Genomic DNA, 19,446 nt, shown 5'->3' with positions numbered 1-19,446 from the left:
GACGATTGGAGTGCTTCATGGCGAAAATCAACCTGGCCCAGCAACTGGCGATCACCCTTGAACAGGCAGGCATCAAGCGCATCTGGGGCCTGACCGGCGACAGCCTCAACGGTCTCACCGATGCGCTGCGCACCATGGACAGTATCGAGTGGATGCACGTGCGCCACGAAGAAGTCGCCGCCTTTGCCGCCGGTGCAGAGGCCGCCGCCACCGGCGAGTTGACGGTGTGCGCCGGCAGTTGCGGGCCGGGTAATCTGCACTTGATCAATGGTCTGTTCGACTGCCATCGCAACCATGTGCCGGTGCTGGCGATTGCCGCACAGATTCCATCCTCGGAAATCGGCCTGAACTACTTCCAGGAGACCCATCCCCAGGAACTGTTCAAGGAGTGCAGCCACTTTATAGAGCTGGTCACCAACCCCGCGCAGATGCCCCAGGTGCTGCACCGCGCCATGCGCTCGGCGATCCTCAATCGCGGCGTGGCGGTGGTGGTGATTCCGGGGGATGTGTCGCTGCTGGAAGTCGAAGACACCCTCAAGCCGTGGCCGGCCCTGCACGCGCCACGCACCTTGCCGGCAGAGGCCGATCTGCTGCAATTGAGCGAGATCCTCTCGCGCAGTGAAAAGGTCACGCTGCTGTGTGGCAGCGGCTGTGCCGGCGCCCATGCGCAAGTGGTGGCCCTGGCGGACATGCTGGGCGCGCCGGTGGTACACGCCTTGCGCGGCAAGGAACATGTGGAATGGGATAACCCCTTTGATGTGGGCATGACCGGCCTGATCGGTTTCAGCTCCGGTTACCACGCCATGCTCGACTGCGACACGCTGATCATGCTCGGCACCGACTTCCCGTATCGCCAGTTCTACCCCACCGACGCAAAAATCATCCAGGTCGACCGCAATCCGCAGGCACTGGGCCGTCGCGCCACCTTGGACCTGGGTATCGCCGCGGATGTCAGCGAAACCATCGATGCCCTGCTGCCGCGCTTGACCCGCAAGACGGATCGCAGCTTCCTTGAAACCTCGTTGAAGCATTACGTAAAAGCCCGTCAGGGGCTGGACGACCTTGCGCAACCGTCCAAGGCCAATCGACCGATCCACCCGCAATACGTTGCGCGACTGCTCAGTGAGTTGGCCGACGATGACGCGATCTTTACCGCCGATGTCGGCTCGCCCACGGTCTGGGCGGCGCGCTACCTGAAGATGAACGGCAAGCGCCGCCTGATCGGCTCGCTCAACCATGGTTCCATGGCCAACGCGATGCCCCAGGCGATTGGCGCGCAGGCCGCATTTGCGGGTCGGCAAGTGATTTCCATGTCCGGCGACGGCGGTTTCGCCATGCTGATGGGGGATTTCATCTCGCTGGCGCAGCTGAAGTTGCCGGTCAAAGTCATCGTATTTGATAACTCGTCACTGGGATTTGTCGCCATGGAGATGAAGGCCGCGGGTTATCTGGACACGGGCACCGAGCTGAAGAATCCGGATTTCGCGGCGATGTCCAACGCCATGGGAATCCTCGGCATTCGCGTGGAGCAATCCGCAGATCTGGAACCCGCCCTGCGCCGCGCCCTGGCCCACGATGGCCCGGTGCTGGTGGATGTGGTAACCGCCACTCAGGAACTGGTGATGCCGCCGAGCATCAAGCTGGAACAGGCCAAGGGGTTCAGCCTGTATATGCTCAAGGCGGTGATGAGTGGGCGTGGCGATGAGGTGATCGAATTAGCGCGGACCAACTGGCTGCGCTGATCTGAACAGGTGAAGAGGGGCTTGCCTGGCGAGGCTGCGTGGCGGACGTATTGACACCCCGCGATCTGCGGGGCGCCCAACGCAGCCTCGCTTGCGCTCGGCAGCTGCTACGGGTGACGGGGATACTTGGCAGCCGCTTCGCATTATCCTGTAGAACTTGCGTAGATACCTATGCGGTCTGTTTTTCTACCCATTGTGCGTAGGCATCAATGAAGGCCTGCAAAAACGGCTTGGTCTTTTCTGACACCTTGCCCGACTCATCAAACACACTGCCCGCCCCACCCAGGTAGGCTTCCGGCTGCTGCATGCACCACACATCCAGGAACACCAGGGACTGGCGCAGATGGTGGTTGGCGCCAAAGCCGCCAATGGCGCCCGGCGACACGCTGATGATCGCTCCCGGTTTGCCGCTCCAGGCGCTTTGTCCATAAGGGCGGGAACCCACGTCAATCGCATTCTTCAATGGGGCCGGCACCGAGCGGTTGTATTCCGGTGTCACGAACAGCACCGCGTCGGATGAACTCACCTGTTTGCGGAAAGTACTGTAGGCTGCCGGCGGTGAATCAGTGTCGATGTCTTCGTTGTAGAGCGGCAGATCGCCGATTTCGACAATGCTCAACTTCAGATTGGCCGGAGCCAGTTCGGCCAATGCCAACGCGACCTTGCGGTTGATCGACTGTTTTCTCAAGCTGCCAACCAGGACGGCAATCGTGTAGACCTTGCTCATGGAGGTTTTCCCGATGTCTGACTAATGGAGCTTGTAGTTATAGAGACTTCACGACGGGTTCACCAGAAGGTTTTGAGATTCCTCCAAGCGTTTGCGTCGCACGCTGCTTCGTAGGAAGTGTCTGAAAATCTCAATGAATAGTATTTTTTTTGTGTAGGCAAACTACCTCTCTTTATGGCGGTCTACAGAACCGTAAATCGAGTGTTTATCTCCAGAGGTTCTAAACAGATGGCAGCAGTACTTGTCGGACAGTTCCATGCCAGAGACGCGGAAGGCCGCGTGTATTCCGTGCATGAGTTCCAGGAATCCAACCCGGCGCAAGCCGACTTGGCTGGCTCGACGCCCACCACGACCTACAAGCTGGCCATTGGCGACCGTGTAGAAAAACTGGAAGGCGATGAGTTCAAACTGATCCAGTCGGGCATCATTATTGTCCGCGAATCGCAAACCACCCTAGCGTCATAAGATCTCGCCTTGATGACCTGCTCAGTCCTGGCCATTGATGGCATCGACTGGGCCGGGGTGATCAAGGGCTGCGGATCTCCGTGACTTCAAGACCCTGCTCGCTCTGCTTGAGCGTCACCAGCAAGTGCCCCCGCTCCCCTTCAACGGCGTACACGGTGCGCGTGTAGCCTGACGTGTTGTAGGCGGGATATGCCTCCACCTGCCTGACCAGAGTAACCCCCAACACCGCCCCCACCTGCTCGCCCACCTGTTCCTGGGCACGGATAAACGCTTCGAGCGCGAGGCTCTGCGGTGTGTCGTCGTGATTGCTGAAGAGATAAGCCGCCGCGCACCCTACGGTCACCAGGACCAGGAGTTGCTTGGCCGTTACCCCGAAGAACGTCGAGGGAATAGGCATTTGAGACCAGACCTGTTTTTGTTGTAAGTGCCGGTATCCGGCTTTGGTCGTTGATGATCAGACAAGCCATTCTAGTGAGGTCGTGATTGAACGCCAGTGGCACAGGCGACCTGCACCGTCTTTTTTACGCACGACCACTTGTACCATTGAAACCCCACTGCACTGCACATAGACTCCGGCCATGCGTTTACGTCATCTCGAAGTGATTCAGGCCATCTTGCAGACCGGACACCTTGGCACGGCCGCCGAATGGTTGCAGCTCCCCGTGGGCGATGTGGAGGCGTCGCTCAAGGAAGCCGAGCAGCAACTGGGTTTTATGCTGTTCGCCAGCGTACGCGGGCGCTTGCAGGCAACGCGGGAAACCCTGGCGTTGCAGGCAGAAATCGCCCATGTGTACGAAGCGTTGGAGCCGGTGCAACGGCTGGCCAGCCGCCTGAAACACCATCACGCCCCACCCCTGCGAGCGCTCTGCACCCCGCCCCTGGCCAATCAACTGTTGCCGCACAGCATCGCGGTGCTGCGCCGACGGTTCCAGGACACCCCCTGCAACCTGTCGAGCCAGCCCACACGAGAAATCGTCAGGAGCCTGTTGCTGCACGAGGCCGACGTCGGCCTGAGCCTGCATGACCCGGAACACCCGCAAATCCTCAGCACCGTGCTCGCCCAGGGCAAACTGCAGCTACTCGCACCCCACGGTTGGCTCAAGCCCAAGCAAAAGTACATTGCGCTGCAGGACCTGGCCGGGCAGTCGATGATCGGGCTGGAGGGGCAAGACCCACTCAGCCGACTGCTGGACGCCAAGCTGCAAGCCCTTCGGCCACTGCCGGTGGTGCAAACCCGCGTGCAGACCTACCAGATGATGCGCAGCATGGTGGAAGCGGGAGAAGGCCTGGCGATTGTCGACCCGTTCACCGCGTTCGGCGCACGGGAGGCCGGGCTGGATGCATGCCCGGTGTCGCCGCCGATCACGATCCATCTGTACGCGCTGACCCTCAAGGATGGGATGGCTTCTGCAGCCTTGAATGCATTGCTGGAGATTGTCACGCAGAAGGCTGAAAGCCTGCTGTTGGGTTAAGTCTTGTCGACTTCGGACTTGAACAACCGATACCAGAAAATCGCCACTTCGCGCGTTTGCGGGTCGATGCCGCGATAACGCAGGTGGTCGATCCCCCCCATCACATAACCGCAGCGCTCATAAAGACGGCACGCGCCGAGGTTGTTGTTTTGGGTTTCGAGCATCATGCCCGGCAGGTTTTTCTTGCGGCTCCAGAACTGCGCCACATCCAGCAACGCCTTGGCCACGCCGTGCCGCCGTGCCGGCAGGACCACCGCCAGTTCATCCACATGGGCAAAACCATTCCAGTTGGTACTGACCACGATATGCCCCACCGCTCGATCGTCCAGGTAGGCCATGAAAATCGCGCTGTCTGGCGCATCGCGGAAACTGGCGAACTCCTCAGGATCAATCCCATAACATTTGCGGTACGGCAGGATGCGCTCCAGCGGCCACTGATCGACGCGCTTGCCCATCTCCGGCACGCTATAGGCGCTGACCTCGAAACTGAAGTCATTGCCCCACACGTAGGCATCGAAGCCTTCGTCGGCGACTCGCACACTGAGCCCTGGATACTTCGGGTTCATTACGGCTTGCATAAACATCCTTAACCCTTGATGCAATCTACGGTGTAACAACGACCACTGCCGTCATCTTCGTGTTGTAACCCGTGAACATCGGCAACAAAACCGGGGAAACTGCTATCGAACGTCCGGGCAAATGCCAGGTAGTCGATGATCGAGCGGGTTGACTCGGTAAAGCGCTCGCCAGGCATGATCAACGGAATGCCCGGCGGATACGGCACCAGCATCACGGCTGCGACGCGTCCTGGCAAGGCATCAATCGACACGGCCTCCACTTCTCCTCTTACCAATTGGTCGTAGGCGTCCGCCGGTTTCATCGCGACGTCCGGTAATACGGTGTACATGCGCTTGAGGTGTTTGGCGGTGGCGTTGCTGCGGTAGCAACTGTGCAGTTGGTCGCACAGGTCGCGCAAACCCAGGCCCTGATAACGCGCCGGGCCCTGGGCAAATACTGACGGCAAACAACTGGCCAGGCTGGTATTCGCGTCATAACTGCGCTTGAACTCCAGCAACTCGGTGAGCAACGTGCTCCATTTGCCTTTGGTGATGCCCATGGAAAACAGCACCAGAAAGGAATACAGCCCGGTCTTTTCTACCACCAGCCCGCGCTCCCAGAGGAATTTGCTGACCACCGCCGCGGGAATCCCGCAATCGCTCAAGGCACCGCCTGCATTGAGGCCGGGCATCACCAGCGTGACTTTGATCGGGTCCAGCAACACATAGTCTTCGGCCACATCACCAAAGCCATGCCACTCATCCTGCGGCTGCAACAGCCAATCCGCCGTGGCGACGCGGTCGATGCCGGCCACCGACGGCGGTTGCCAGATGGAGAACCACCAGTCCTCGGCGGCGATATGCTGGCGCAGATTAGCCAGGGCGCGGCGAAAACTCAGGGCCTCATCGAACATTTCCTGGAGCAACGAACGCCCGGCCGGACCTTCCATCATCGCCGACGCTACGTCCAGCGAGGCGATGATGCTGTATTGCGGCGATGTGGAGATGTGCATCATGAACGCTTCGTTGAAACGGTCGCGGTCCAGCTGCCGCGCACCGCCATCCTGGACATGGATCATCGAGGCCTGGCTGAAGGCCGCCAGCAGTTTGTGGGTGGAATGGGTGGTGAACACCAGCGGGCTGTCCGGGGTACGCGAGGTGCCCATGCCATAGCGCCCGGCGAAAAACTCATGGAACGCTGCGTAGGCATACCAGGCTTCGTCAAAGTGCAGCACCTCGACGCTGTTGCCCAGTTGCTGCTTGATCAGCTCGGCGTTGTAGCACAGGCCGTCATAGGTGGAGTTGGTGACCACGGCCATCTTCACTTTCGCGGGCCGCCCACGGGTCAGGGGGCTGGCGTGGATCTTGGCGCGGATCGACTCGGGGCTGAATTCGCTCAGGGGAATAGGGCCGATGATCCCCAGTTCATTGCGTTCCGGGCACAGGTACAGCGGGATCGCGCCGGTCATGATGATCGAGTGCAGGACGGATTTGTGGCAGTTGCGGTCCACCAGCACCAGGTCATCGCGGCCGACCATGGAATGCCAGACGATCTTGTTGGCGGTGGATGTGCCATTGATCACAAAGAAGGTGTGGTCGGCGCCGAAGTTGCGCGCAGCACGAGCCTCGGCTTCGGCCAGCGGGCCGGTGTGGTCCAGCAGCGAGCCCAGTTCGGGCACTGAAACCGACAAATCCGAACGCAGGGTATTTTCCCCGAAGAACTGATGAAACGCCTGCCCCACTGGGCTTTTGCGATACGCCACGCCTCCGCCATGACCGGGGGTGTGCCAGGAATAATTGGAGTCGGCGGTGTGTTGTACCAAGGCCTTGAAGAATGGCGGCAGCAGGCCATCTAGATAGGTGCGTGCGGCGCGGGCCACTTGCCGGGCCAGGAATGGCACGGTGTCTTCGAACAGATAAAGGATGCCGCGCAGCTGGTTGAGTTCGCTCATGGCATCGGCCGGGGCGTTTTCCAGAGTGACTTGCTCGCCCAGGGCAAAGATCGGCAGGTTGGGTGCCCGCACCCGCGCCAGGCGAATCAGCTCGACCATGTTTTGCAGCAGGTGGGTATTTTCGCCAGCGCCCTCGGCGGCGATCAACATGCAGGCCAGGCCGTGATGGGTAGACGCCACCAGCCGACCTTCGGCGTAGTCCACGGCGGAAAAAACACTGAAGCCCTCCTGTTCCAGCTCCCGGGCAATGCCGCGGACCCGGTCGCCAGCAACGGTGTCGGCCTTGATGTCGCGGTGCACGATAAGAACAGGGAACTTCAGGTCTTTGTACATGAGGGCGTAGAGTCCTGAGGGCTATGCACTCAGGGTAGAAGCTAGGCTGCGATGACGCGAATGAAGATTTTGAAAGCTATGGAGATCAACTGTAGGGGGGCAAGCCCCCTCCGACATCTTGATGGCTATTGTTGTGTCAGCTGAGTCCACAACGCAGGAGCACCGGCCGACTTGGCAATTGCTTCCAGGCGTTGTGCATGCTCGACCATGTCCTGTTCGCTGGCGCGAAGAATCGTGGTCGGCTTGCGATCTGCCGGCAGGCGGCGGATTTCCGAAGGACGGTTGCCCGAGCCTTCTGCCGAGCCACTGCCATCGGACGCATTACCTGCCAACGAAAGGCTGGTCTGCCCGCCGGTCATGGTCAGGTAGACGTCGGCGAGAATCTCGGAGTCGAGCAGAGCGCCGTGGAGTTCGCGGCCGGAGTTGTCGACACCATACCGCTTGCACAACGCATCGAGGCTGTTGCGCTGGCCGGGGTGACGTTCACGGGCCATCATCAAGGTATCGAGGATCGAGCAGTGCTGGGAAATGTCTGCACGATCAGTCTGCCCCATCAGGGCAAATTCGTTATTGATGAAACCGACGTCGAACGCCGCGTTATGGATGATCAGCTGGGCGCCCTTGATGAATTCGAAGAACTCATCGGCCACTTCAGCGAAGCGTGGCTTGCCCTTGAGGAACTCGTCGGTGATACCGTGGACGCCGATGGCGCCTTCGTCACTGTCGCGGTCCGGTTGCAGGTAGACGTGGAAGTGACGCCCGGTGAGACGCCGCCCCATGAGTTCGACACAGCCGATTTCAATGATCCGGTGGCCGTCAGTCACCGGCATGCCGGTGGTTTCGGTATCGAGTACAACAGATCGGATGGCCATCAGGGTTCAGCTCTCAACGGTGGTGTGCACTGTGGTGTGCGTCAAAGGGCGCGATGTTAGCACGTCAGCTCTGCTTGTAGCCTCGCACCTCGTCTACACCGCGGTTGGCGAGCTGGTCTGCACGCTCGTTGCCGGGGTGGCCGATGTGCCCGCGAACCCACTTCCAAGTGATGTCATGGCGATTGCATTGCTCGTCGAGCAATTGCCACAGGTCGGCATTTTTTACCGGTTCCTTGGCGGCGGTCTTCCAGCCGCGCTTCTTCCAATTGACCATCCATTCGTTGATGCCCTTCATAACGTACTGCGAGTCGGTGACCAGCAGCACGCTGCAGCGACGCTTGAGTTCTTCCAGGCCGCGAATCGCGCCCATCAGTTCCATGCGGTTGTTGGTGGTATTGGCTTCGCCGCCCCACAGTTCCTTCTCGACGCCCTTGCACACCAGCAAGGCGCCCCAGCCGCCAGGGCCTGGGTTGCCCTTGCAGGCGCCATCGGTGAAGAGTTCTACGCTGTCAGTCATCAGTTACTCGGTCTTAAATCAAAAAGGGGTTTTACGTTTCACTTTGCTTGCGGTTGACCTTGGCCATCGGCATCGGCACCAGTTTGCCGATGGGCTGGCGCGCTACCTGGCGCACCGGCCGTAGCCCGACCACAATCTTGCGCGCCACTAATAGATAGAAGCCGCCGCCCGAGAGCTGCCAGATACCCGCCCGGCGTTCCCAGCCGCTGAGGCGCGCCTGCCACTTGGTCGAGGCAAGCGGAGGACGATAGCACCCGAAGCGGCGTTTCTCCAGCGCGAAGCCCAGCAGGTTCAGCCAGTCCGCCACCCGCGACGGCGCGATGCAGCGCGCCTGGCGCAGGCCATCATGGGCGAACACATGGCGCAGCCCCCAACTGCTCCAAGGGTTGATGCCGACAATCAGCAAATGGCCACCAGGGCGCACGCTGCTCGCCGCCTCGCGCAGCAAACCGTGGGGCGACAGGCAGAAATCCAGGCCATGCTGCAACACCACCACATCGGCGGCGTGCTCGCTCAACGGCCAGGCCTGTTCCTCGCAAACGATCTCGACGCCCGGCAACGGTGCGCCCAGGCGCACATTGCGTTGCACCTGCGGCGCAGACGGCGGCGTCTGTGCGGAGGGACCGTAATGCACCAGATAGCCACCAAAGAAGCGGCCCAGCTCGTCTTCGAGCATGCGCCGTTCTTCATCCAGCAGAAATTGCCCGATGGGCCCGGACAGCCATTCACGGGCCGCGCCGATCAGGGCTAGCCACTCAGGATCGGCCTGGGCGAACGCTTTATCAGTCATTGCATTCTCCAACTCGCCTAGACGTTCTAAGATGCACCAATGTGTTCAGCTTGGCGAATCGAAGAATGATACAGATCAGTGCCCTGCCCGCCTTCACCGATAACTACATCTGGTTGTTACAGGACCCGCCTAAAAAGCGCTGCGCGGTGGTCGACCCCGGCGATGCCGCGCCGGTACTGGCCTGGCTCACGCAAAATCCCGAGTGGACCTTGAGCGATATCCTGATCACCCACCATCACCATGACCACGTGGGTGGCGTCGAACAACTCAAGCGCGTGACCAACGCCAAGGTCTACGGCCCGGCCAACGAACAGATCCCGGCGCGGGACGTGGCGTTAAATGATAACGACCGCATCACGGTGCTCGGCTGGGACTTCGACATTTATGCCGTGCCCGGCCACACCCTAGGCCATATCGCCTTTTATCACCCGGGCGTGCTGTTGTGTGGCGACACCCTGTTCGCCGCCGGTTGCGGGCGCCTGTTCGAGGGCACGCCTGAACAGATGCACACTTCGCTGGAGCGTTTGGCTGTCCTGCCCGCCGACACCTTGGTGTACTGCACCCACGAATACACACAAAGTAACCTCAAGTTTGCCCAAGCGGTGGAACCAGACAACGCCGATATCGCCGAACGGGTGGAAAGCGTCCGCCAACTGCGGGCCCGTGGCGAGATAACACTGCCCTCCAACCTGGCCCTGGAAAAACGCACCAACCCTTTTTTGCGCACCTCTGAAACATCCGTTAAACAAAAAGCGGACGAACGGAACGGCCGCGACAACCGCTCTGGGGCCGAGGTTTTTGCTAGCTTGAGGGCGTGGAAAGATAAGTTCTAAGACGATGCAATCTGATACGTAATTTCTGAATGGTTGACCGGAACCAAAGCGCTTTCTAGAATCGCCCGACATTTTTGCCCGGAACTTACTTCCAGCCAATGTCGTCATCTATTCGTAAATCCAACCATTCAGACGCATTGACCCGCCTGGCTCAAGCTGTGGCGGTGGCTGTCTCCGCAACTCTGGCGGGCTGCCAATCGACAAATTACGCTGCACAAACCACCGTGCAACCCAAACCCAATCTTGCTGCCAAGATCAAGCAAAAACCTATCTGGCTCACAGAGAAGCCCAGCCCCGAAGTACCCCAGGACGTCTGGGAACGCATGCGCCGGGGCTTTCAATTGCAGGACAACGTTGGCGTCAACCCGCGCATCGAGCAACAGCGCCTGTGGTTCGCGAGCAACCCGTCCTTCCTGGAGAACGCCGGCGAACGCGGCAGTCTCTACATTCATTACATCGTCGAACGCCTTGAAGAACGCAACATGCCCCTGGAGCTGGCGCTACTGCCGGTGATCGAAAGTGCCTACAACCCGATGGCCTATTCACGCAGCGATGCGGTGGGCCTGTGGCAGTTCATCCCCTCCACCGGGCGCTACTTCAACCTGCGCCAGACCCGCGCCTACGACGGCCGACGCGACATCACCGCCTCCACCACCGCCGCCCTCGACTACCTGACACGCCTGCATGACATGTTCAACGGCGACTGGCTGTTGGCGCTGGCCGCCTACAATGCCGGCGAAGGCACCGTGAGCCGCGCCATCGAGCGCAACGAAAAGCTCGGCCTGCCGACCGACTACTGGAACCTGCCCCTGCCCCAGGAAACCAAGGACTACGTGCCCAAGTTCCTGGCGCTCTCCCAAGTGGTGCTGGCCCCCGAGGCCTACGGCGTCAACCTGAACCCGATTGCCAACACGCCGTACTTCGAAGTGGTTGAAGTCAAGCAAAGCATGGACCTGTCACGGGTCGCCGCGCTGGCTGAAATCGACGAAGACGAGCTGTTCCAACTCAACCCGGCCCTGAAACAACGCACCACCCTGGACGGCCCGCAACATCTGTTGGTACCGAGCTCCAAGGCGCAGTTGCTGACCAGCACCCTTTCGACGATGAAGCCGGAAGAATTGCTGGCGATGCGCCCGAAAAAACAGGTGTTCGACGAAGTCGAGACCGCACGGGTGGCCGGCCGCAGCCGCAGCTACAAGGTGCGCAGCGGCGACAACCTCACGCTGATCGCCAAGGCCAACAAGGTCGATGTGCACGACCTGCAGCGCTGGAACCAGCTTAATGGCCAGGCACTGAAGGTCGGTCAGACATTGGTGATGCAGGACACCCGCCGCGCGGTGGCCAGCAGCAAGAAGCCGGTGCAGTACAAGGTCAAGAAAGGCGACTCGCTGTACATCGTCGCCAAGCGATTCAACGTCGAGATGCAACATCTCAAGCGTTGGAACCCGCGTACTGGCCAGGCATTGAAGCCTGGGCAGATGCTGGTAGTTTCCGGGCCGCGCTGATAACTCGGGAACACTACGGATCTAATCGTGGGAGGGGGCTTACCCCCGATAGCGGTGTGTCAACCAGTGAATCTGGTAGCTGACAGCCTGCTATCGGGGGCAAGCCCCCTCCCACATTGGTTCTCCAGTGTCTGGGACTGGCTTTTTCCAACCGGAACAAGCTGTTACTGTACCGACCATAAAGCCCAAGCCGCCTGGATCGGATCTCTGACTTGAAGCGTCCCCTCCTTCTACTAATAAGTCTGGCCTTGAGCTTTGGTGCGAACGCGACGATTACCGAGAGCCACGGTTATACGCAGTTCGGCAGGCTCAAGTACCCGGCCAAATTCACCCACTTCGACTGGGTCAACCCTGCAGCGCCGAAAGGCGGGACTTTGCGGGTCATGGCATTTGGCACCTTCGATACGCTCAACCCCTATACCTTCAAGGGCTCCAGCCCGGTTTCCACCCCCAATTTCCTGCAATACGGCGTCAACGAGCTCAATGAGCCGTTGATGGTCGGCACCGGCCAGTACGCGCCGTCCGGTGATGAGCCCACCTCTAGCTACGGATTGATTGCCCAATCGGTCGAGTACAGCGAGGACCGCAGCTGGGTGGTGTTCAATTTGCGCCCGGAAGCGCGCTTTCATGATGGCAAGCCGATCACCGCCGATGACGTGGCCTTTTCCTATCGCACCCTGCTGACCGAGGGCCATCCGCAATACCGCACCAACCTGCAGGAAGTGGCGCGGGTGGACATCCTCAATCCTCACCGCATCCGGTTTGTGTTCAAGCGCGCCGGCAACCCGCTGCTGATCCTGCGCCTGGGCGAGCTGCCGGTATTGCCCCAGCACTATTGGAAAAACCGCGACTTCAAGGCCACCACCTTCGAACCGCCGCTGGGCAGCGGACCGTACCGTATCAGCAAGGTCACCCCGGGACGCCAGCTGGTGTTTGAGCGGGTCAAGGATTACTGGGGCAAGGACCTCCCGGTCAACCGGGGTTTTTACAATTACGACAAGGTCGAAGTGGAGTTCTACCGCGACAGCGACGTGGCCTTCGAGGCCTTCAAGGCCGGCGAATTCGACATCTATATTGAGCACCAGGCCAAGAACTGGGCCAATGGCTACAACTTCCCTGCGGTGAACCGGGGTGAGGTGATCAAGGCGCAGATCGCCCACCAGATCCCCACCCAAAGTCAGGGCCTGTTCATGAACACCCGCCGGCCGACCTTCAGCCAGGCCAAGGTGCGTGAAGCCCTGGGGCTGATGTTCGACTTCGAGTGGACCAACCGCACCCTGTTCAGCAACGCCTACAAACGCACCTTGAGCTACTACCCCAACAGCGAGTTCGCCGCGAGCGGCGTACCCGTGGGCCATGAATGGCTGATGCTCTCGCCGTACCGCGAGCAATTGCCGGCGAACCTGTTTACCCAAGCCTTCAGCCTGCCGCAGACCGACGGGCGCGGCATCCCCCGCGAGAACATGCGCCGCGCCCTGGCACTGCTGGGCGAGGCTGGCTGGAAACTCTCGGGCCAGCGCTTGCTCAACAAAGATGGGCAGCCGCTGCGCTTTGAGATGCTGCTGGTCAACCCGAACCTGGAGCGCATCCTGCAACCCTATGTGGAGAACCTGATCAGCATCGGCATCGACGCGCGCCTGCGCACCGTCGACCGCGCGCAGTACAAGCAGCGCCTGGATCAATTCGACTTCGACATGATCCTGATCACCCTCAACCAGACCCTGAGCCCCGGCCTTGAGCAGTGGCAGTACTTCCACTCCAGCCAGGCCGCGATCAAGGGCAGCAAGAACTACGCAGGCATCGCCAACCCGATCGTCGATCATCTGCTGGAACAACTGCTGGCCGCCCAGACTCGCGAAGAACAACTGGCCGCCGGCCGCGCCCTCGACCGGGTGCTGCTGTGGCAGCACTACAGCATTCCAAACTGGTACCTCAACTATCATCGCCTGGCGTACCGCAACCGGTTCGCCTTTGTCGCCACGCCGCCCTACAGCCTGGGCCTGAGCGCGTGGTGGCTCAAAGCGTCGGAGAAAGCCCAATGATGTCTTTGCGTTCTTCACTGTTTGCCGGCTTGTTGCTGAGCTGCGCGGCCCACGCGGCCCACGCGGCGCCGCAGCATGCGCTGACGCTGTACAACGAGCCGCCGAAATACCCGGCCGACTTCAAGCACTTCGACTATGTGAACCCGGATGCCCCCAAGGGCGGCACGTTCCGCGAGTCGGCCATGGGCGGCTTCGACAGCCTCAACCCCTACATTGCCAAAGGCGTGCCGGCGGACAACCTCGGCCTGATCTACGACACCCTGGCCATGCAAAGCCTGGATGAACCCATCACCGAATACGGCCTGGTCGCCGGCAAGATCGAAAAAGCCCCGGACAACAGTTGGGTGCGTTTCTACCTGCGCCCCGAAGCGCGCTTCCATGATGGCCACCCGATCCGCGCCGAAGACGTGGTGTTTACCTTCCAGGAACTGATCAAGGAAGGCTCGCCGATCTACCGCACCTATTACGCCGACGTCGACGAAGTCATTGCCGAAGATCCGCTGAAAGTGCTGTTCAAGTTCAAGCGCACCAACAACCGCGAATTACCGCTGATCCTCGGGCAACTGCCGGTATTGCCCAAGCATTGGTGGGCGACCCGCGACTTCGCCAAGGGCAACCTTGAAGTGCCGTTGGGCAGCGGGCCGTACAAGGTCGCCGAGGTCAAGGCCGGGCGCATGATCCGCTACGAGCGGGTCAAGGACTACTGGGCCAAGGACCTGCCGGTCACCAAGGGTTTCTACAATTTCGATAACCGCATCACCGACTACTATCGCGACAGCACCGTCTCCCTGGAAGCCTTGAAGGCTGGGCAGTTCGACTATTGGCTGGAATTCAGCGCCAAGAACTGGGCCAACGCCTACAACATCCCGGCCGTGACCGAAGGCCGCTTGATCAAGGAAGAGATTCCCAACGGCAACCCCACCGGGATGCAGGGTTTTGTGTTCAACATGCGCAAACCCATGTTCGAAGACGTGCGCGTGCGCAAGGCCATCAGCCTGTTGCTGGATTTCGAATGGAGCAACAAGCAGCTGTTCAACGGCGCCTACACCCGTACCCGCAGCTACTTCGAAAACTCGGAGATGGCGGCCACTGGCCTGCCCGGCCCTGATGAGCTGAAAATCCTCGAACCGCTGCGCGGCAAGATCCCACCCGAAGTCTTCACCCAGGCTTTCGAACCGGCCAAGACCGACGGCAGCGGCATGATCCGCACCCAGCAACGCGAAGCCTACCAACTGCTGCAGGAAGCCGGTTGGCGTATCGTCGATGACAAGATGGTCGACCCCACCGGCAAACCGGTGAAGATCGAATTCCTGCTGGCCCAGACTGAATTCGAACGCATCCTGCTGCCCTTCAAGCGTAACCTGGCCGACCTGGGCATCGACCTGGTGATCCGCCGCGTCGACGTCTCGCAGTTCGTCAATCGTATCCGCTCGCGGGACTTCGACATGCTGGTGGGCAGCTTCCCGCAGTCCACCTCGCCCGGTAACGAACAGCGCGAATTCTGGAAATCCTCCAGCGCCGATAAACCCGGCAGCCGCAACTACATGGGCCTCAAGGACCCGGCGGTTGACCAATTGGTAGAGGAACTGATCGACTCCGATTCGCGCAAAAGCCTGGTGGCCCATGCCAAAGCCCTGGATCGCGTGTTGCAGTTTGGCTACTACGTGATTCCCAACTGGCACATCAAGACGTTCCGCGTGGCGTATTGGGATCACCTGGGCCACCCTAAGGTACCGCCGCGCTACGACGTGGGCACCGCCACCTGGTGGAGCAAACCCAATGTCAAACCTGCCGTCCCCCTGAACACAGACACGAACGCCGATCCGGCGAGCGGAGGCGATTGAATGCTGGCCTATATTGTTCGCCGCCTGTTACTCATCATCCCCACATTGTTCGGGATCCTGCTGATCAACTTCATCATCATCCAGGCCGCCCCCGGCGGCCCGGTGGAACAGATGATCGCCAAGCTTGAGGGCTTTGAAGGCGCCACCAGCCGCATTGCCGGCGGCGGCGCCGAAGTCTCGGTGGCCGGCTCCAGCAGCTATCGCGGCGCCCAGGGCCTGGACCCGGCGCTGATCAAGGAAATCGAAAAGATGTACGGCTTCGACAAGTCGGCGCCGGAACGCTTGTGGATCATGGTCAAGAACTACGCCCAGCTGGATTTTGGCGACAGCTTCTTCCGTGACGCCAAGGTCATCGACCTGATCAAGGAAAAGATGCCGGTGTCCATCTCCCTCGGGTTATGGAGCACGCTGATCATGTACCTGGTGTCGATCCCCCTGGGGATCGCCAAGGCTACGCGCCATGGCAGCCATTTCGACGTGTGGACCAGTTCGGCGATCATTGTCGGCTATGCGATCCCGGCGTTCCTGTTCGCGATCCTGTTGATCGTGGTATTTGCCGGCGGCAGTTACTTGGACTGGTTCCCGTTGCGCGGGCTCACCTCCAACAACTTTGACGAGCTGAGCTGGGGCGGCAAGATCCTCGACTACTTCTGGCACTTGGCGTTGCCGATCACCGCGCTGGTCATCGGCAACTTCGCGACCATGACGCTGCTCACCAAAAACAGCTTTCTCGACGAGATCAACAAGCAGTACGTGGTCACCGCCAAGGCCAAGGGCCTGACCAACCACCGCGTGCTTTACGGCCATGTGTTCCGTAACGCGATGCTACTGGTGATCGCCGGTTTCCCCTCGGCGTTTATCGGCATCTTCTTCACTGGCTCATTGCTGGTGGAAGTGATCTTCTCCCTCGACGGCCTGGGCCTGATGAGCTTTGAAGCGGCGATCAACCGTGACTACCCGGTGGTGTTCGGCACGCTGTTTATCTTCACCCTGCTGGGGCTGATCGTGAAACTGATCGGTGACCTCACCTACACCCTGGTCGATCCGCGTATCGACTTCGCCAGCCGGGAGCATTGAGATGAATCTGTCCCCCCTCAATCGTCGCCGGTTCGAGCGTTTCAAAGCCAACAAACGTGGCTGGTGGTCGCTGTGGCTGTTCCTGATCCTGTTCGGGCTGAGCCTGGGCGCGGAGCTGATCGCCAACGACAAACCGCTGGCTGTGCACTACGACGGCGACTGGTATTTCCCGGCGCTCAAGCGCTACCCGGAGACCACCTTCGGCGGCGAGTTCCCGCTGGAAGCCAACTACAAGAGCCCGTATATCCAGGAGCTGCTCAAGGCCAAGGACGCCTGGACCTTGTGGGCGCCGATCCCGTTCAGCTACCAGAGCATCAACTACGACCTCAAAGTGCCAGCCCCGGCGCCGCCGTCATCCGTGAACTTGCTGGGCACCGATGACCAGGGCCGCGATGTACTGGCGCGGGTGATCTACGGTTTTCGGGTGTCGGTGCTGTTTGCCCTGACCCTGACCATCCTCAGCTCGATCATTGGCGTGATCGCCGGGGCCTTGCAGGGATTCTACGGCGGCTGGGTCGATCTGGCCGGGCAGCGTTTCCTGGAAATCTGGTCCGGGCTGCCGGTGTTGTATCTGTTGATCATCCTCGCGAGTTTCGTGCAGCCCAACTTCTGGTGGCTGCTGGGCATCATGTTGCTGTTTTCGTGGATGAGCCTGGTGGACGTGGTGCGCGCCGAGTTCCTGCGCGGGCGCAACCTTGAATACGTGCGTGCAGCCCGCGCCTTGGGCATGCAGAACGGCGCGATCATGTTCCGCCATATCCTGCCCAACGCCATGGTCTCGACCATGACCTTCATGCCGTTCATCCTCACCGGCGCCATCGGCACCCTTACTGCCCTGGACTTCCTCGGCTTTGGTTTACCCGCCGGCTCGCCGTCCCTGGGCGAACTGGTGGCCCAGGGCAAATCCAACCTGCAAGCGCCGTGGCTGGGCATGAGTGCGTTCGCCGTGCTCGCGATCATGTTGAGCCTGCTGGTGTTTATCGGCGAGTCCGCTCGCGATGCCTTCGACCCGAGGAAATGAGATGAATCAGGACAATCTGATCGAAATCCGCGACCTCAGCGTCGAGTTCGTCACTGGCGAGCATCACCACCGCGTGGTCAACAACGTCAGCTTCGACATCAAGCGTGGCGAAACCATCGCACTGGTCGGCGAAAGCGGCTCCGGCAAATCGGTGACCGCCCATTCGATCCTGCGCCTGCTGCCCTACCCGCTGGCGCGGCATCCGAGCGGCACCATCGAGTACGCCGGGCAAGACCTGCTGACCCTCAAGGAAAAGACCCTGCGGCACATTCGCGGCAACCGGATCGCGATGATCTTCCAGGAGCCGATGACCTCGTTGAACCCGCTGCACAATATCGAGAAACAGATCAACGAAGTGCTCGGCCTGCATAAGGGGCTGACCGGCAAGGTTGCCACCCAGCGCACCCTGGAATTGCTGGAATTGGTCGGCATTCCCGAGCCGCACAAACGCCTCAAGGCCCTGCCCCATGAATTGTCCGGCGGCCAGCGCCAGCGGGTGATGATTGCCATGGCATTGGCCAACGAGCCGGAGTTGTTGATCGCCGACGAGCCGACCACGGCGCTCGACGTGACGGTGCAGTTGAAGATTCTCGAACTGCTCAAGGAATTGCAGGCGCGCTTGGGCATGGCCTTGCTGCTGATCAGCCACGACCTGAACCTGGTGCGGCGCATTGCCCATCGTGTGTGCGTGATGCAGAAAGGTTGCATCGTCGAGCAGGCCGAGTGCGAGACGCTGTTCCAGTCGCCGCAACACCCCTACACCCAGGAACTGCTGGCGGCCGAGCCCAGCGGAGGTCCGGCCAATAACGTAGTGGGGCCGCCGCTGCTGGTGGTCGATGATCTCAAGGTGTGGTTTCCGATCAAGAAAGGCTTTTTGCGCAACACCGTCGATTACGTCAAAGCGGTGGATGGCATCAACTTCAGCCTGCCCCAAGGGCAAACCCTGGGCATCGTTGGCGAAAGCGGCTCGGGCAAATCCACCCTCGGTTTGGCGATCCTGCGCTTGATCGGCAGCAAGGGCGGCATCTGCTTCGAAGGCGAACAGCTTGACCGCCTCACGCAGCAACAGGTACGCCCGCTGCGCCGGGAAATGCAGGTGGTATTCCAGGACCCGTTCGGCAGCCTGAGCCCGCGCATGTGCGTCAGTGAGATCGTTGGCGAAGGTTTGCGCATTCACAAAATGGGTACGCCGGCCGAGCAGGAAGCAGCGATTATCGCCGCGCTCAAGGAAGTGGGCCTGGACCCGGAATCCCGGCATCGCTACCCCCATGAGTTCTCCGGCGGCCAACGTCAGCGCATCGCCATTGCCCGTGCACTGGTGCTCAAACCGCGCCTGATTTTACTCGACGAACCCACTTCGGCCCTGGACCGCACGGTGCAACGCCAGGTGGTCGAACTGCTGCGCAGCCTGCAGGCCAAGTACAACCTGACTTACCTGTTTATCAGCCATGACTTGGCGGTGGTGAAAGCACTGAGTCATCAACTGATGGTGGTCAAGCATGGGCAGGTAGTGGAACAGGGCGATGCACGGGCGATTTTTGCCGACCCGCAGCATGCGTATACCCGGCAGTTGCTTGAGGCTGCGTTCCTCGTACCGGCCTGAATGCATGCTGGCCACCCGCTGGGACTTCTGACCGCAGGCCAATGGCCTGCCGCCGTGATCGACACACGCCACGGCATTCCAGGAAGCGCCTGCT

The 19,446-nt window shown here is 60.5% G+C and carries 17 protein-coding genes; 10 read left to right on the top strand and 7 right to left on the bottom strand.

Annotation, left to right across the window (positions count from 1 at the left end):
- Positions 1-17: 17 nt before the first annotated feature.
- Positions 18-1,742: a ubiquinone-dependent pyruvate dehydrogenase gene (gene poxB / locus DNK50_RS15605; RefSeq protein ID WP_112194977.1), complete on the top strand. Its 1,725-nt coding sequence runs from the start codon at positions 18-20 to the stop codon at positions 1,740-1,742.
- Between the two features lie 169 nt (positions 1,743-1,911).
- Here poxB and DNK50_RS15600 read toward each other — a convergent pair whose 3' ends face one another.
- A complete protein-coding gene (locus DNK50_RS15600; RefSeq protein ID WP_112194976.1) occupies positions 1,912-2,469 on the bottom strand; it encodes an NADPH-dependent FMN reductase in 558 nt (185 codons plus the stop codon).
- Between the two features lie 228 nt (positions 2,470-2,697).
- Between DNK50_RS15600 and DNK50_RS15595 the strand changes: the two genes are divergently transcribed.
- Entirely contained in the window at positions 2,698-2,934 is a 237-nt protein-coding gene (locus DNK50_RS15595; RefSeq protein WP_099582787.1) for a hypothetical protein, read from the top strand.
- A gap of 61 nt (positions 2,935-2,995) precedes the next feature.
- Here DNK50_RS15595 and DNK50_RS15590 read toward each other — a convergent pair whose 3' ends face one another.
- Positions 2,996-3,331 carry a hypothetical protein gene (locus tag DNK50_RS15590; protein WP_099582786.1) on the bottom strand — a complete coding sequence of 112 codons (336 nt, stop codon included), beginning with the start codon at positions 3,329-3,331 and terminating at the stop codon, positions 2,996-2,998.
- Between the two features lie 181 nt (positions 3,332-3,512).
- On the opposite strand from DNK50_RS15590, the gene DNK50_RS15585 reads away from it, so the two are divergent.
- Positions 3,513-4,406: a LysR substrate-binding domain-containing protein gene (locus tag DNK50_RS15585; protein ID WP_112194975.1), complete on the top strand. Its 894-nt coding sequence runs from the start codon at positions 3,513-3,515 to the stop codon at positions 4,404-4,406.
- On the opposite strand, the gene DNK50_RS15580 is transcribed toward DNK50_RS15585, so the two are convergent.
- From DNK50_RS15580 to DNK50_RS15560, 5 genes are all read right to left on the bottom strand, one after another.
- Positions 4,403-4,984, bottom strand: coding sequence for a GNAT family N-acetyltransferase (locus DNK50_RS15580; protein ID WP_099582784.1), 582 nt, complete (start codon positions 4,982-4,984; stop codon positions 4,403-4,405). The genes DNK50_RS15585 and DNK50_RS15580 overlap by 4 nt on opposite strands.
- Positions 4,985-4,992: 8 nt before the next feature.
- Entirely contained in the window at positions 4,993-7,248 is a 2,256-nt protein-coding gene (locus tag DNK50_RS15575; RefSeq protein WP_112194974.1) for an Orn/Lys/Arg decarboxylase N-terminal domain-containing protein, read from the bottom strand.
- A 125-nt stretch (positions 7,249-7,373) separates the two neighbouring features.
- A complete protein-coding gene (gene dnaQ / locus DNK50_RS15570; RefSeq protein WP_177411613.1) occupies positions 7,374-8,114 on the bottom strand; it encodes a DNA polymerase III subunit epsilon in 741 nt (246 codons plus the stop codon).
- A gap of 70 nt (positions 8,115-8,184) precedes the next feature.
- Positions 8,185-8,637: a ribonuclease HI gene (gene rnhA / locus DNK50_RS15565; RefSeq protein WP_017528573.1), complete on the bottom strand. Its 453-nt coding sequence runs from the start codon at positions 8,635-8,637 to the stop codon at positions 8,185-8,187.
- 31 nt (positions 8,638-8,668) lie between these two features.
- Complete coding sequence (locus tag DNK50_RS15560) at positions 8,669-9,427, bottom strand: class I SAM-dependent methyltransferase (protein WP_099582781.1); 759 nt, start codon at positions 9,425-9,427, stop codon at positions 8,669-8,671.
- A 65-nt stretch (positions 9,428-9,492) separates the two neighbouring features.
- Here DNK50_RS15560 and gloB point away from each other — a divergent pair, with 65 nt between their 5' ends.
- The 7 genes from gloB (at position 9,493) to DNK50_RS15525 (ending at position 19,352) form a co-directional block, all read left to right on the top strand.
- Positions 9,493-10,260: a hydroxyacylglutathione hydrolase gene (gene gloB, locus DNK50_RS15555; RefSeq protein ID WP_112194973.1), complete on the top strand. Its 768-nt coding sequence runs from the start codon at positions 9,493-9,495 to the stop codon at positions 10,258-10,260.
- 98 nt (positions 10,261-10,358) lie between these two features.
- On the top strand, positions 10,359-11,765 hold the full coding sequence (locus tag DNK50_RS15550; protein ID WP_099582779.1) for a lytic transglycosylase domain-containing protein: 1,407 nt from the start codon (positions 10,359-10,361) through the stop codon (positions 11,763-11,765).
- Positions 11,766-11,977: 212 nt separating this feature from the next.
- Entirely contained in the window at positions 11,978-13,807 is a 1,830-nt protein-coding gene (locus DNK50_RS15545; RefSeq protein ID WP_099582778.1) for an extracellular solute-binding protein, read from the top strand.
- On the top strand, positions 13,804-15,651 hold the full coding sequence (locus DNK50_RS15540; RefSeq protein WP_112194972.1) for an extracellular solute-binding protein: 1,848 nt from the start codon (positions 13,804-13,806) through the stop codon (positions 15,649-15,651). The genes DNK50_RS15545 and DNK50_RS15540 overlap by 4 nt, the downstream gene beginning before the upstream one ends.
- Positions 15,652-16,728: a microcin C ABC transporter permease YejB gene (locus tag DNK50_RS15535; protein WP_099582776.1), complete on the top strand. Its 1,077-nt coding sequence runs from the start codon at positions 15,652-15,654 to the stop codon at positions 16,726-16,728. It begins immediately after the preceding gene.
- Position 16,729: 1 nt separating this feature from the next.
- Positions 16,730-17,749 carry an ABC transporter permease gene (locus tag DNK50_RS15530; RefSeq protein ID WP_032885814.1) on the top strand — a complete coding sequence of 340 codons (1,020 nt, stop codon included), beginning with the start codon at positions 16,730-16,732 and terminating at the stop codon, positions 17,747-17,749.
- Between the two features lies 1 nt (position 17,750).
- On the top strand, positions 17,751-19,352 hold the full coding sequence (locus DNK50_RS15525) for an ABC transporter ATP-binding protein (RefSeq protein ID WP_112194971.1): 1,602 nt from the start codon (positions 17,751-17,753) through the stop codon (positions 19,350-19,352).
- Positions 19,353-19,446 lie beyond the last annotated feature (94 nt).

The organism is Pseudomonas sp. LG1E9 (genome assembly GCF_003290225.1).
Taxonomy (GTDB): domain Bacteria; phylum Pseudomonadota; class Gammaproteobacteria; order Pseudomonadales; family Pseudomonadaceae; genus Aquipseudomonas; species Aquipseudomonas cyclaminis.
Note: the sequence above shows the minus strand (reverse complement) of the source record. Positions and strands in the feature narration are given on the sequence as shown.